General features: G+C 75.4%; 10 protein-coding genes. 3 read left to right on the top strand and 7 right to left on the bottom strand.

Translation table 11 applies throughout. The features are described from left to right. Positions 1-624: 624 nt before the first annotated feature. From J0910_RS29300 to J0910_RS29275, 6 genes are all read right to left on the bottom strand, one after another. A complete protein-coding gene (locus J0910_RS29300; protein ID WP_420161742.1) occupies positions 625-1692 on the bottom strand; it encodes a family 2 encapsulin nanocompartment cargo protein polyprenyl transferase in 1068 nt (355 codons plus the stop codon). A gap of 64 nt (positions 1693-1756) precedes the next feature. Further along, positions 1757-3199: a family 2B encapsulin nanocompartment shell protein gene (locus J0910_RS29295; protein ID WP_420161741.1), complete on the bottom strand. Its 1443-nt coding sequence runs from the start codon at positions 3197-3199 to the stop codon at positions 1757-1759. Beyond that, positions 3196-5445 carry a terpene synthase family protein gene (locus J0910_RS29290; protein WP_420161740.1) on the bottom strand — a complete coding sequence of 750 codons (2250 nt, stop codon included), beginning with the start codon at positions 5443-5445 and terminating at the stop codon, positions 3196-3198. Before J0910_RS29290 ends, J0910_RS29295 begins: the two co-directional genes overlap by 4 nt. Positions 5446-5451: 6 nt before the next feature. Further along, on the bottom strand, positions 5452-6879 hold the full coding sequence (locus tag J0910_RS29285; RefSeq protein WP_420161739.1) for a family 2B encapsulin nanocompartment shell protein: 1428 nt from the start codon (positions 6877-6879) through the stop codon (positions 5452-5454). Between the two features lie 523 nt (positions 6880-7402). Continuing rightward, positions 7403-8383, bottom strand: a complete 981-nt coding sequence (locus tag J0910_RS29280; protein ID WP_420161738.1) for an aldo/keto reductase — start codon at positions 8381-8383, stop codon at positions 7403-7405. Positions 8384-8385: 2 nt separating this feature from the next. Next, complete coding sequence (locus J0910_RS29275) at positions 8386-8781, bottom strand: MerR family transcriptional regulator (RefSeq protein ID WP_420161737.1); 396 nt, start codon at positions 8779-8781, stop codon at positions 8386-8388. Between the two features lie 177 nt (positions 8782-8958). Here J0910_RS29275 and J0910_RS29270 point away from each other — a divergent pair, with 177 nt between their 5' ends. From J0910_RS29270 to J0910_RS29260, 3 genes are all read left to right on the top strand, one after another. Beyond that, entirely contained in the window at positions 8959-10200 is a 1242-nt protein-coding gene (locus J0910_RS29270; RefSeq protein ID WP_420161736.1) for a sensor histidine kinase, read from the top strand. Between the two features lie 61 nt (positions 10201-10261). Beyond that, positions 10262-10948 carry a response regulator transcription factor gene (locus J0910_RS29265; protein ID WP_420161735.1) on the top strand — a complete coding sequence of 229 codons (687 nt, stop codon included), beginning with the start codon at positions 10262-10264 and terminating at the stop codon, positions 10946-10948. Positions 10949-11078: 130 nt separating this feature from the next. Next, the gene (locus J0910_RS29260; RefSeq protein ID WP_420161734.1) at positions 11079-11627 is read left to right on the top strand and encodes a TIGR03086 family metal-binding protein; all 549 of its coding nucleotides are present in this window, start codon (positions 11079-11081) and stop codon (positions 11625-11627) included. An 89-nt stretch (positions 11628-11716) separates the two neighbouring features. Here J0910_RS29260 and J0910_RS29255 read toward each other — a convergent pair whose 3' ends face one another. Then, the gene (locus tag J0910_RS29255) at positions 11717-12757 is read right to left on the bottom strand and encodes an NAD(P)-dependent alcohol dehydrogenase (protein ID WP_420161733.1); all 1041 of its coding nucleotides are present in this window, start codon (positions 12755-12757) and stop codon (positions 11717-11719) included. Positions 12758-12769: the final 12 nt, after the last annotated feature.

Here is a 12769-nt window from a genome sequence, read left to right as displayed (position 1 = left end):
GGCGGTGGGAGCGCCGACGACCCGCGACGGCCTGAAGAGGGACGGGGCGGGGACCCCGGAACCGGTCCGGAGCGTGGGGGAGCCGTTTCCGTCCTCCGGGCCGGCCGCCGCCTCCCGGCGGGTGCGGGGCACGCCGGCGCGGCCTCAGAGGCAGGGCGGGGGGCGGCGGCGAGTCCCCGCTCTTCCCCGGCCCGGGGCGCCGGCGGGCCGGGACCCCGGCCTCCGGGCCGGGCCGCCCTCCGGGCTCCCGGGCTCCGTGCCGGAGCCCGCTTCCGCGCCGCCCGGAGGCGCGGGGAGACACGGCGGCCCGGCCCTGCGGCTCCGCCCGGCACCGGCCCAGGGGCGGACCGGCACGGCTCCCCGGCACCGCGCGGCCGCCGCGGCGGGATGGCCGCCCGGCCGGTGATCGGGCTCAGGCCGGGGGCGGCCGGTGCCGCCGGTCCCGGCCCGGTGGCGGGCCGGAGGTGTGTGCAGGGCTCGGGGGCGCTGGGACCTGCGCTGTTCTCGGGGAAGCGGGTGGGCGGCCGTTCGCGGTGTCCGTCCTGGGACGTGCGGCCGGGCACGGCCGGTGCCGTCGGTGTCGCCCCCGCGGATGCGAACCCGTGGAGGGCCCGGGAGCGGGGCCTAGCCATCGCGGTGCGCGGCGAGGCGGGCCAGGGCGGCCAGTTCCTCGCGGGGCGCCTCGCGCAGGGCGGCGCTGTCCAGCGAGGCCGAGGAGCGCTCCAGCAGCTCCTCCGCGCGCTCATCGCACCAGGCCCGGCCCCCGGCGGCCTCCACCAGCTCCGCCGCGTGCGCCGCCGCCTCGTCGGTCATCGGCTCCTCCCCGGCGAGCAGGACGCCCAGCCGCTCGCCGGCGTCGGTCCCCGAGGTCAGGGCGGCGACCACCGGCAGCGACTTCTTCCGGCTGCGCAGGTCGGAGTGGACCGGCTTCCCGGTGGCGGCCGGGTCGCCCCAGATGCCGAGCAGGTCGTCGGTGATCTGGAAGGCCAGCCCCAGATCCGCGCCGAAGTCGCGCAGCGCGTCCACCCGGTCCGGCTCGGCGCCGCCGAGCAGCGCGCCCAGCGCGGTGCAGCAGCCGAGCAGCGCCCCGGTCTTCCCGCAGGCCATGGTGGTGCACTCGGCCAGGTCGACATCGCTGCGGCGCTCGAAGGAGAGGTCGGCGGCCTGCCCGCCGACCAGCGCCTGCACCGCCGCGCCCAGCATCCGCCCGGCCTCCGCGGCGCGCGGGCAGCCGTCGGCGGCCAGCACCTCGAAGGCGAGGGTGAGCAGGGCGTCCCCGGCGAGCACCGCCGGACTGGGGCCGAACACGCTCCACGCGGTGGGCCGGTGCCTCCGGGTGGTGTCTCCGTCCATCACATCGTCGTGGAGCAGGGAGAAGTTGTGCACCAGCTCCACCGCGACGGCGGCGGGCAGCGCCGCGCGGGCGGTGCCGCCGACCGCCTCCGCGGCCAGCAGCACCAGGGCGGGGCGGAGCGCCTTCCCGCCGTCCTCGGAGGCGGGGCGGCCCTCGGCGTCGCACCAGCCGAAGTGGTACCCGGCGATGCGGCGCATCGGCTCGGGCAGGCCGTCGGCGGCCTCGCGCAGCGCGGGGGCGACCAGGTCGCGGGCCCCGGTCAGGATCTCGGTCGTGGTGCGGGCGGTGGCCGCCGGGCCGGCGGCGGCCGGCTCGGTGGCGGAGTCGATGGCGGTCACGGGGCCTCCCGTTCGTTCGGCGGTCGGGTCGGTGGCGCTGGAGTCGGCCGTCGGGCGCGGGCGGTCAGCGGCCGAGCTCGACCCCCTCCAGTACGCCGAGGGCGTCGGGTACCAGCACGGCGGCCGAGTGGTAGGCGGTGACGAGGAACCGCCGGACGGCCTGGCCGCCGATGTCCATCTGCCGCACGGACACCCCGGGCTCGTACTCGTCGGGCAGCCCGGTGCGGTGCAGCCCGACCACCCCGGAGTGCTCCTCGCCGGTCCGCATCACCAGCACCGACGTGGTCCGGGTCCGGCTGACCGGGATCTTGTCGCAGGGCAGCAGCGGCACCCCGCGCCAGGCGGTGACGGTGCGCCCGGCGACCTGGGCGGTCTCCGGCAGCACGCCGCGCCGGGTGCACTCCCGGCCGAACGCGGCGATCGCCGCCGGGTGCGCGAGGAAGAAGTCCGACCGGCGCCGCCGGCAGAGCAGGTCGTCCAGGTCGTCCGGGGTGGGCGGGCCGCTGCGGGCCGGGATGCGCTGCTTGGCGTCGGCGCTGTGCAGCAGCCCGAAGCCGGGGTCGTTGACCAGGTCGTGCTCCTGGCGCTCGCGCAGCGCCGCGACGGTCAGCCGGATCTGCTGCTCCTGCTGGTCCATCGGCTCGCTGTAGAGGTCGGCGACCCGGGTGTGCACGCGCAGCACGGTCTGCGCGATGCCGAGCGCGTACTCTCGCGGCGCCGGGTCGTAGTCGACGAAGGTCCCCGGGATGTCGGGTTCGCCGGTGTGCCCGGCGGCCATCGAGATCGCCGCCTCGCCGTACTTGTTGCCGTCCGGGGGCGGGGCCTCGGCGGCGGCGCGCACCCGCCGGTCCAGCAGCGGGGAGCGGTCCCGCAGCCTGCGGAAGGCCTCGCGGGTCAGCTCCAGCACGGTGCACGGGGTGGCGGCGCGCAGCGTCTCCGGCCAGGCGCCGTCGGCCCGGGAGCCGTCGGCGCCGAGCACGGCGGAGCCGGCCACCTCCCCCGCGGTCATGGTGCCCAGCAGCACCGGGTCGCCGTGCTCGCCGGAGCGCGTCCGCCGGACCCGGCCGTGCGCGATCAGCAGCACCCGGTCGGCGGGGCGGCCGGCCTCGGCGATCACGTCGCCGGGGTGGTACCGCGCGGCGGTGAAGGCGTCGGCGACCGCGCACAGCGCCGCCATGCCGCCGTCCGCGCCCTCGTCCAGCCCGCGCAGCACGGTCAGCTCGCGCAGGCCGGCCGGGAGCGGCCGGGGGTCGGTGCGCTCGCCGACCACGGGGACGCGGCCGTCGCCCACCCGGTGGGTGAGCCGCCGGTTCACCCGGTAGGCGCCGCCGGGCACCTCCACCCACGGCAGCATCCGGAGCAGCCAGCGCGGCGAGGTCTCCCGGGTCTGCGGGGGCGTCTTGGTGGTGGTGGACAGCTGCCGCGCGGCCCGGGTGTCGAGGCTCTGCCGCGAAGCGGCTCCGCCGTCGGGGCCGCCGGCGGCGTCCGTCTCCGGGGTGAGGGTCATGATGTGCACCGTCCGTCCAGTCGGGGGTCGAGGTCTCTCCGCCCGGGCGGCCGGGCGGCCGAGGTGCCCAGGCCGCGCGCTCCGCCCAGCAGGCGGTTGAGGGCCGGCGGCCGCGGCCCGGCCTCCCGGGCCCGGTAGCGGCCGGTGGTCAGCGTCCACTCCCGGTGCCCGGCGAGCCACAGCCGCAGCGCCTCGACGTAGCGGTCGACCAGGGACCGGGCGGACCCCTCCAGGCCGAGCTCCGCGCAGAGCGCCGGGACGTCCTGCCGGGAGGCCCGGTCGAACTCGCGGAGCCGGGCGTCGGCCGCGTCCGCCAGGACGTCGGCGGCCTGCTGCGCGGTGATCCCGAAGAACCGCTGCGCCACCAGCACCCCGTTGTTGACCTCGGCCTCCTCCTCCATCTCCCGGCGGAACGAGGCGATGTCGTTGCGGAGCGGCCCGATGTCGGACCACGATTCGGTGAGCGAGCGGACCTGGTCGGAGGCGAGGAACTCCTCGGGGAGCGGTTCGCCCCCGGGGCGGGGAAGCGCCAGCCGGGCCAGGGCCAGGGAGAACGCGGTGCCGCCGGTGCGGCGGCGCATCTCGATGTAGTCGATCGGGTCCGGGATGCGGTGCTGGGTGTCGTTGCCGAGCTCCCACAGCCAGGACCCGGTGAACTCCCGGAGCAGGCCGGGGAACTCCCGCCGGACCGCCTCCGGCAGTACCGGCGCGGTGCGCCGCCACAGGTCGGCGAGGCCGAGCTGGGCCGGGTCGGCCGGCGCGGGGGCGGCCGCCGGGTCCGGTGGCATGAGCGCCCAGAGCGCCTCCAGGTAGGCGCGGGCCCCCGGGGCGTCCCGGGGCACCTTGAACTCCTGGGCGAACAGGTCGTCCAGGTAGGAGCTCCACAGGTGCCAGCCGCAGACCAGCTCCAGGGTGTCGCGGTCGGCCCAGGGGTGGGTGAGCGCCGCGAACCGCGGGTGGTCGGCGGCCTCGAAGGCCGCCTCGTCCCAGACCCGGCCGTCCAGCAGGCCGGTCCGGCGCGCCCAGTCCCGGGCGCGCGCCCGGACCGCCTCCAGGTGCGGGCTGACCCGGTGCGGGTAGGGCATGGCGAACGCCGGGACCCGCACCGGTTCGGCCGGGGTCCGCGGCACCGGGGCGTGCGCGGCGGCCAGCGCGCGCGCCCCCAGGGAGAGCGTCGCCGCGGCGCGCGCCGCGGCGGTGCCCAGGCCCTCGGCGCCCGGTGGCCCCCCGGGGGCGCCGGCCGCCGCCGCGCCCGGGTAGCGGCCGGAGCGCAGGTGCCACTCGTCGGTGCCGGAGAACCACTCCTGCAGGCCCTTCACGTAGCGCAGCACCCGGCCGCATTCCCCGGGGTCCAGGGCGTGCTCGGCGAAGAGCGCCGGGAGCTCGGTGGCGGCGGTGTTCTCGATCTGCCGCATCCGCGAGCCGACCACGTCGCGCATGATCTCCGCGGCGCGCTGCGGTCCGCAGCCGAAGAAGGTGTCCATCACCAGGACGCCGTTGTCCAGCTCGCCCTCCTCCTCCACCTCGCGCTGGTAGGAGTAGACGTCGTTGTGCATGCCGGCGGCGTCGGCGAACGAGTCGGTGATCACCCGCAGCGGGCGGGTGCGGGCGACGCGGGCCGGCAGCTCCGCGCCCAGGGCCGCCTCGACCAGCCCGGCGGACCACTCGGCGCCCCCGGCCCGGCGGCGCATCTGCAGGTAGTCGATGGGGTTGGCGACCTCGCCCGAGGCGATGGAGACCAGCTCGCGCAGCGACTCGTCGGTCAGGTTCCGGGTGTAGCCGAGGAACCGCTCGCGCCAGTCCACCGACATCGTCGGGGCGGTGCGCCGCCACAGGTCGGCCAGGGCCCGCTCGACCGGGGCGGAGGTCTCCGGGACCTCCGCCTCCGGGTCGAGCGGCATGAAGGCGCGCAGGCCGGTCAGGTAGGCCTGGGCGGCTTCGCGGTCCCGGCCGCGCTTGAACATCTCCAGGAAGTGGTCGTCGAAGTAGAACACCCACACGTACCAGTCCGCGACCAGCCCCATGACCTCCTCGGAGCAGTCCGGGTGGGTGTAGGCGGCCAGCAGCGGGAAGTCGTGCGCCTCGTACTTCGCCCGGGTCCAGACGGGGGAGCCGTCCGGGCCGGTGTCGTCGAGGATGCCCATCTCCTCCGTCCAGGCTCTGGAGTGGGCCCGCGCGGCCTCCGCGTGCGGGTTGAGCCGCGCGGGGTGGGGCGTGTAGAACGCCGGGATCTCGTAGGGGTGCATCGCGGCTCAGGAGCCCTCTCGGCCGATCTCCACGTGCTCCAGGACCCCCAGCGCGTCCGGCACCAGCACCGCGGCCGAGTAGTAGGTGCTGACCAGGTAGGAGATGATCGCCTTCTCGTTGATGCCCATGAAGCGCACGGACACCCCGGGCTCGTACTCGTCGGGCAGGCCGGTCTGGTTGAGGCCCACCACGCCCTGGTTCTCCTCGCCGGCGCGCATCAGCATGATGGAGGAGGTGCGGGTGGAGGAGACCGGGATCTTGTTGCACGGGAAGATCGGTACCCCGCGCCAGGCCGGGACGTGGTGCCCGGCGTAGTCCACGCTCTGCGGGTAGATGCCGCGCTCGGAGCACTCCCGGCCGAACGCGGCGATGGCGCGCGGGTGGGCGAGGAAGAAGGTGGGCTCCTTCCACACCAGGCTGAGCAGCTCGTCCATGTCGTCGGGGGTGGGCGGCCCGGTGCGGGTGGGGATGCGCTGGGACAGGTCCGCGTTGTGCAGCAGCCCGATCTCGCGGTTGTTGACCATCTCGTGCTCCTGGCGCTCGCGCAGCGCCTCGATGGTCAGCCGGAGCTGCTCGCCGACCTGGCTCATCGGCTCGTTGTAGAGGTCGGCGACCCGGGTGTGCACGCGCAGCACGGTCTGCGCGACGCTCAGCTCGTACTCGCGCGGGGAGAGCTCGTAGTCGACGAAGGTGCCGGGCAGGTCGGGCTCGCCGGTGTGCCCGGAGGACATGCCGATCGCGGCCTCGCCGTGCTCGTTGCGCGGGGTGTCCCGGCCGGCGAGGAAGGCCGACACGTGCTCGCGCAGCTCCGAGGAGTTGTCGGCGACCTCCTGGAAGTCCGACCGGTGCAGGGAGAGCACGGTGGTCGCGGTGACCGCCTTGACGGTGATCTCCCACCGGTCGTCCTCGTCGACGAGCGAGAGGTCGCCGAAGTGGTCGCCGCCGACCAGGGTCTCCAGCACCACGGGGTCGCCGAACTCGCCGGTGCCGATCTCGTTGGCCTTGCCGTGCGCGATCAGGTGGACGTGCTCGGCCGCGTCGCCCGCCTGCACGATGGGCTCGCCCGCCGCGTACTCCCGCTGCTGGAAGCGGCCGGCGAGCGCGGCGAGCGGGGCGTCGTCCTCGAAGCCGCGGAGCAGCGGCAGTTCGCGCAGCTCCTGCGGGACGACCGAGATCTCGGCACCGGTGTTGGTGAAGGAGACCCGGCCGTCGCCCACCACGCAGCTGAGCCGGCGGTTCACCCGGTAGGCGCCGCCGGCGGTGCGCACCCAGGGCAGCAGGCGCAGCAGCCACCGCGAGGAGATCTCCTGCATCTGCGGCGGGGTCTTGGTGGTCGTCGCCAGGTTCCGTGCGGCCGCCGTCCCCAGGCTGAGTCGGGACTGCTCGGCACCGCCGTTCTGTGCGCCGCTCTCGGATTCGAGCTGCTCGGTCACAGTGCACCGCCGTTTCTGCGTGCTCGGGAAAAAGAGGGTCGTTGATTCGGGGGTTCGCCCGAGCGGGGGCGGCCGGGGCGCGCGGGGGCGCCGTCGGGGGTCGGTGGTGATTCCGCCCTGTCCGCTCCTCGGTGGAGGAGCGCGCTCGGTCGCCACCCGTTCTACCACCGCGTTTCTCCCGGCATGCGGTCGATTGTGAACAGGGGCTGTGGAAAAACCCGGAAGTGCGGCGGGGTGGTGTCATTCGGACATGGCGGATCTCCCGGGTTCGGAGCGGAGGAGGCCGTCATGATCAGCCTGAACGTCGGGATGCCGGGGTTGCGGACACGATATAAAAAGTCCGAATCCGATCCGGCCGGGAAAATTCGGGCCTTGCGGTGCACGCGGTTCTCCCCGGAGGCGAATTGCCGCCCCCGGGGAGACCGATTCCGATTTTCTGAAATAAATAGTTCGAGTGTTCAGCGGCGTGTGCGAGGAAAGTCTGTTTCGGGCTTTATATCGGTAGATGTAAGGCGAAGGCGGTTCAACCGGCCGTGTCGAGCAGCTCCCGCTGCTCCGCGGTGAGGTCGAGTTCGGCGGCGGCGAGCACCTCGTCCAGCTGGGCGAGGGTGCTCGCGCCGACCAGCGGTACCACCGGCTCCGGCCCGCCCATCAGCCAGGCGAGGACGACCTGGTTCCGGGTGGCGCCGGTCTCGGCGGCCACCCGGTCCAGCGCGCGCAGCCGCTCCCGGGTCCCCGGGTGGTCGTAGGCGGCGGGCAGCGGGCGGTCGGCGCGGGTGTAGGCGCCGCTGATCAGCGTGCTGTAGGCGACCAGGGGCATGCCCTCGGCGCGGATCCGGCCGAGCAGCTCCGGGGTGGTGTGCACGTGCGCCGACTCCGGCAGCGCGGCGCCGGGCAGCGGCCGCAGGTAGCTGTGCCGGTACTGGGCGACCTCGACCCGGGGGCGGGCGGCGGCGTGCGCCCGCGCCCGCCCGATGTCCTCCGCCTCGTGGTTGCTGATCCCGAGCAGCCCCACCGCCCCCTCCTCCACCAGGTCGGCGAAGACGCCGGCGGTCTCGGCGAGCGGGGTCGACGGATCGGGCACGTGCGCGTAGAGCAGGTCGATCCGGTCGGTGCCGAGCCGCTCCAGCGACCCGGCGACCGCCGCGCGCACCGCCGCCGCGGACAGCCCCTCCGGTTCGTACCCCGCACCGCCGCGCGGGCGGACCCCGCCCCGGGCCGCCGGGCGCGCGCCGGCCTTGGTCGCGACCACCGTCTCGCCGCCCGCCCCGCGCGAGCGCAGCCAGCGGCCGAGCACCGCCTCGCTCTCCCCGCCGACCCGGCCGGGCAGCCAGAACGAATAGGCGTCGGAGGTGTCGACGAAGGTCCCGCCGGCCTCGGCGAACCGGTCGAGCAGCGCGAACGAGTCCGCCTCGTCCACGGCGGTGCCGAACGGCAGCGCGCCCAGGCACAGCGTGCTCACCCTGCGGGCCGCGGCCCCGGTCCCGATGGTCCGGTAGCGCATGCTCAGACCCCTTCCGCTTGCACGGCGGCGGTCTCCTCCAGCACCGACCGGTAGTAGCCGATCTTGTGCCGGATGGCCCGCTGGTGCGAGCGGAGCTCGGCGATCCGGGCGTCCAGCCGCTCGTCGTGCTCGCTCAGGAAGTCGGCGCGCCGCCCGATGGTCGCGTCGCCCTCCCGGACCATCCCGGCGAACTCGCGCAGCCGGGCGATCGGCATCCCGGTGTCGCGCAGGCACCGGATCAGTTCGAGCATCTGCAGGTCGCCGGCGCGGTACCGGCGCCGCCCGCCGGGGTCGCGCTCGACCGGGGGGAGCAGGCCCTCGCGCTCGTAGTAGCGGAGCGCGTCGACGCTGACGCCGAAGCGCGCCGCCGCCTCGGAGGGGGTGAGGAAATCGGTCATACGGGGGAGCATGCATGCTGGAGCGCGCTCCAGGTCAAGCGGGTGTGATCCGCGCCGTCCCGGGAAACCGCCGGGGCCGCGGGAGCGTCCAGGACAATGCGGGGGCGGTGGCGGGCGGCGGCGCCCTCCTCCGCGAGCTTGATCCGACGGGCAGGGCCGGAGCGGGAAGGGGCGCCGATGGAGCGGAAGCGGCGCGCGCGGCGCAGGACCGCGCGGGAGTGGGCGCTGGACGTGCCGGCGTTCCTGTTCGCGGTGGGCTGGGCCGCGCTGGTGGCGCTGGCCTACGAGCTGGACGACGCACCCATGTCCGTGCCCCGCTGGGCGGTGACCGCCGACTTCTACGGCTGGGCCACCGGCTGCCTGCTGGTGTGGGCGCGCCGCAGCCGGCCGGTGCCGGTCGCCCTGGCCTCGGTACTGCTCTCCGCGGTCTCCGGTGCGGCCGCCGGGGCGATGCTGGTGGCGCTCTACGGCGTCGCCGTGCGCCGGCCGCCGCGCACCGCGCTCCTGCTCGGCCTGCTCTCGGTCGCCTGCGGCGCGGCCAACACGCTCATCTGGCGCGACCTGACCATCCCGATCTGGGGCAACCTGCTGTTCGGAGCGGTGCTCACCGCGGTCATCTCCTTCTCGGTCATCGGCTGGGGGGCGCTGGTCGGCGCGCGGCGGCGGCTGATCGGCTCGCTCCGCGAGCGGGCGGTGCGCGCGGAGCGGGAGGCGGAGCTCCGGGCCGAGCAGGTCCGGCTGGCCGAACGGGAGGCCCGGCTCCTCGCCGAGCAGGCCAGGAGGGCCGAGCGGGAGCGCATCACCCGGGAGATGCACGACGCCCTGGGGCACCGGCTCTCCCTGCTCAGCGTGCACGCCGGCGCGCTGGCCTACCGCACCGACGCCTCCCGGGAGGAGGTGGCGCAGGCCGCCGGGGTGATCCGGGAGAGCGCCCACCAGGCCCTGCAGGACCTGCGCGAGGTGATCGGCATGCTCCGCTCCGGCGAGGAGGACGGGGGCGCCGGCGCGGAGCGCCCGCAGCCGACCCTGGCCGGGGTGGAGGAGCTGGTGGCGGAGTCCGCGGACGCGGGCATGCGCGTCCGGCTGGACCGCCGGGTCGACGGCGCGGACGCGGAGCGGGCCCCGGGCACGCTGGCCCGCAGCGCCTACCGGATCGTCCAGGAGGCGCTGACCAACGCCCGCAAGCACGCCCCGGGGGCCGAGGTCGAGGTGGTGCTGGAGGGCGGCCGGGAGCAGGGCCTGACCGTGCGGGTCGCCTCCGGCCCCGCGGCCGAGGCCGGCCGGCGGCTCCCGGCCGGCTCCGGACAGGGCCTGATCGGCCTGGCCGAGCGCGCCGCCCTGGTCGGCGGCCGCCTGGAGCACGGCCCCGCCCCGGACGGCGGCTTCCGGGTGCGCGCCTGGCTTCCCTGGCCGCCCTGACCGGGCCGGTGCGGCGGCCGGAGCGGGCCGCTCCGGCCGCGGTGTCGTTACCCTGGCCCCCATGACCGACACCCAGTCCCAGCCTCCCGTCCGCGTACTGCTCGTCGACGACGACGCCCTGGTCCGGTCCGGGCTGGTGCTGATGCTCGGCGGGGCGCCGGACGTGGAGGTGGTCGGCGAGGCCGGCGACGGCTCCGAGGTGATGGACCTGGTCCGGCGGACCCGCCCGGACGTGGTGCTGATGGACATCCGGATGCCGGGCACCGACGGCCTGGAGGCGACCGAGGCGCTGCGCGCCCTGCCGGACGGGCCCGAGGTCATCATCCTGACCACGTTCGACACCGACGAGCACGTGCTGCGCGCGCTGCGCGCCGGCGCCGCCGGGTTCCTGCTGAAGGACACCCGCCCGGAGGACATCGTCGCCGCGCTGCGCCGGCTGCGCGCCGGGGAACCGGTGCTCTCCCCGGCGGTCACCCGCCGGCTCATCGCGCACGTCACCGGACCGGTCGACGAGACCGCCGCCCGCCGCCGGCGCGCCCGGGAGCGCCTCGCCGCGCTCAGCGACCGGGAGCGCGAGGTCGCCGCCGCGATCGGCCGCGGCGCCTCCAACGCGGAGATCGCCGCCGGCCTCTACATGAGCCTGCCCACGGTGAAGACGCACGTTTCCCGGATCCTCACCAAGCTGGACCTGAACAACAGGGTGCAGATCGCGCTGCTCGCCAGCGACGCGGCGGACGACGGCGCCTGACGGATCGGGTCTGACGGACCGCGCCCCCTTCGCCGGGGCGCCCTCCGCTTCCCCGGCGACCGCTGACTCCGGGGCGAAGACGTCCGATCCGTCCAAGCCCCGGGTCGCACCGGGAGCGGAGACTGGGCCCATGAGCGAGATCTCCGAGCGATACCGTGTCCGCGCCGCCGAGTTCACCCGCCGGGTGGAGGCCGTCCCCGAGGACGGCTGGGACGCCCCGTCGCCCTGCGAGGGGTGGACCGCCCGCGACGTGCTCGACCACATGCTGGACAACCACCGCAACATGCCCGGCTACGCCGGGGTGAAGCTGGACCTTCCGCGCACCGCCGCCGACGATCCGAAGAAGGCCTGGTCCGAGGCGGTCGCGGCGATGCAGGACCTGCTGGACGACCCGGAGCGGGCGGGCAAGGAGTACGACGGATACTTCGGCCGCACCAGCATCGAGAAGACCGTCGACGAGTTCCTCGGCACGGACCTGGTCGTCCACGCCTGGGACATCGCCCGCGCCACCGGCCAGGACGAGGCCCTTCCCGCCGATGAAGTCCACAGGCTGTGGATCGGCTCCCACGAGTGGGGCGACGCCATCCGCATGGAGGGCATCTGCGGCCCGGCGGTCCCGGTCCCGGACGACGCCTCGGAGCAGGACCGCCTGCTGGCCTTCTTCGGCCGGAGGCCCTGACCCGGCCGCCGACCGATCCGCTCGCCGGCCGGGCCGAGCCGTGCGGCGGGCTCCCCGCGTGAGGGCGGGGAGCCCGCCGCCTCCCCGGGTCAGATGCTCGACGCGTCGATGACGAACCGGTACCGGACGTCGCTGGCGAGCACGCGCTCGTAAGCCGTGTTGATCTCGTCCGCCCTGATCAGCTCGATCTCGGCGCCGAAGCCGTGCTCGGCGCAGAAGTCCAGCATCTCCTGGGTCTCCGCGATGCCGCCGATCATCGATCCGGCGAGCGTCTTGCGGCCGCCGATGACCGAGAACAGGTTGATCGACACCGGCTCCTCCGGTGCGCCCACGTTCACCAGCGCGCCGTCCGGCTTGAGCAGGGACAGGTAGGCGTCCAGGTTCAGCGGGGCGGACACCGTGGACAGGATCAGGTCGAACGAGCCGGCCAGCTTCTCGAAGGTCGCCGGGTCGGCGGTGGCGTAGTAGTGGCCGGCGCCCAGCCGCAGCCCGTCCTCCTCCTTGCGGAGCGACTGGCTGAGCACGGTCACCTCGGCGCCCAGCGCGTGCGCGATCTTGACGCCCATGTGCCCGAGGCCGCCCATGCCCACCACGGCGACGCTCTTGCCCGGACCGGCCTGCCAGCGCTTCAGCGGCGAGTAGGTGGTGATGCCCGCGCACAGCAGCGGCGCGGCCGCGTCCAGCGGCAGCGCGTCCGGGATCCGGAGGACGTAGTTCTCATCGACCACGACGGCCCGGGAGTAGCCGCCGTAGGTGGGCTCCCCGTTCCCGTCCAGGTCGTTGTAGGTGTTGACCGCGCCCTTCGCGCAGTACTGCTCCTCGCCCTTGCGGCAGTACTCGCACTCGCGGCACGAGTCGACGAAGCAGCCCACGCCCACCCGGTCGCCGACCGCGTACCGGGTGACGCCGGGACCGACCTCGGCGACGACGCCGGCGATCTCGTGCCCGGGGACCATGGGGAAGATCGCCTCGCCCCACCCCTCCCGGGCCTGGTGGATGTCGGAGTGGCAGATGCCCGCGTACTTGATGTCGATCAGGACGTCGAACTCGCCGACCGGGCGGCGCTCGATGGCGGTGCGCTCGAGCGGGGCCTTGGCCGCGGGTGCGGCGTAAGCGGCGACGGTGGTCATCGGTGAGTGCTC

Origin of the sequence: Nocardiopsis oceanisediminis (assembly GCF_048595525.1) — a bacterium.
Classification (GTDB): Bacteria; Actinomycetota; Actinomycetes; order Streptosporangiales; family Streptosporangiaceae; genus Nocardiopsis_A; species Nocardiopsis_A oceanisediminis.
This window is presented reverse-complemented; position numbering and strand designations above follow the sequence as displayed.

Coding starts and splice junctions, on each gene's coding strand:
- J0910_RS29295 (WP_420161741.1), bottom strand. CDS start 3,199: ATGACCCTCACCCCGGAGACGGACGCCGCCGGCGGCCCCGACGGCGGA.
- J0910_RS29265 (WP_420161735.1), top strand. CDS start 10,262: ATGACCGACACCCAGTCCCAGCCTCCCGTCCGCGTACTGCTCGTCGAC.
- J0910_RS29270 (WP_420161736.1), top strand. CDS start 8,959: ATGGAGCGGAAGCGGCGCGCGCGGCGCAGGACCGCGCGGGAGTGGGCG.
- J0910_RS29260 (WP_420161734.1), top strand. CDS start 11,079: ATGAGCGAGATCTCCGAGCGATACCGTGTCCGCGCCGCCGAGTTCACC.
- J0910_RS29255 (WP_420161733.1), bottom strand. CDS start 12,757: ATGACCACCGTCGCCGCTTACGCCGCACCCGCGGCCAAGGCCCCGCTC.
- J0910_RS29275 (WP_420161737.1), bottom strand. CDS start 8,781: ATGACCGATTTCCTCACCCCCTCCGAGGCGGCGGCGCGCTTCGGCGTC.
- J0910_RS29290 (WP_420161740.1), bottom strand. CDS start 5,445: ATGCACCCCTACGAGATCCCGGCGTTCTACACGCCCCACCCCGCGCGG.
- J0910_RS29280 (WP_420161738.1), bottom strand. CDS start 8,383: ATGCGCTACCGGACCATCGGGACCGGGGCCGCGGCCCGCAGGGTGAGC.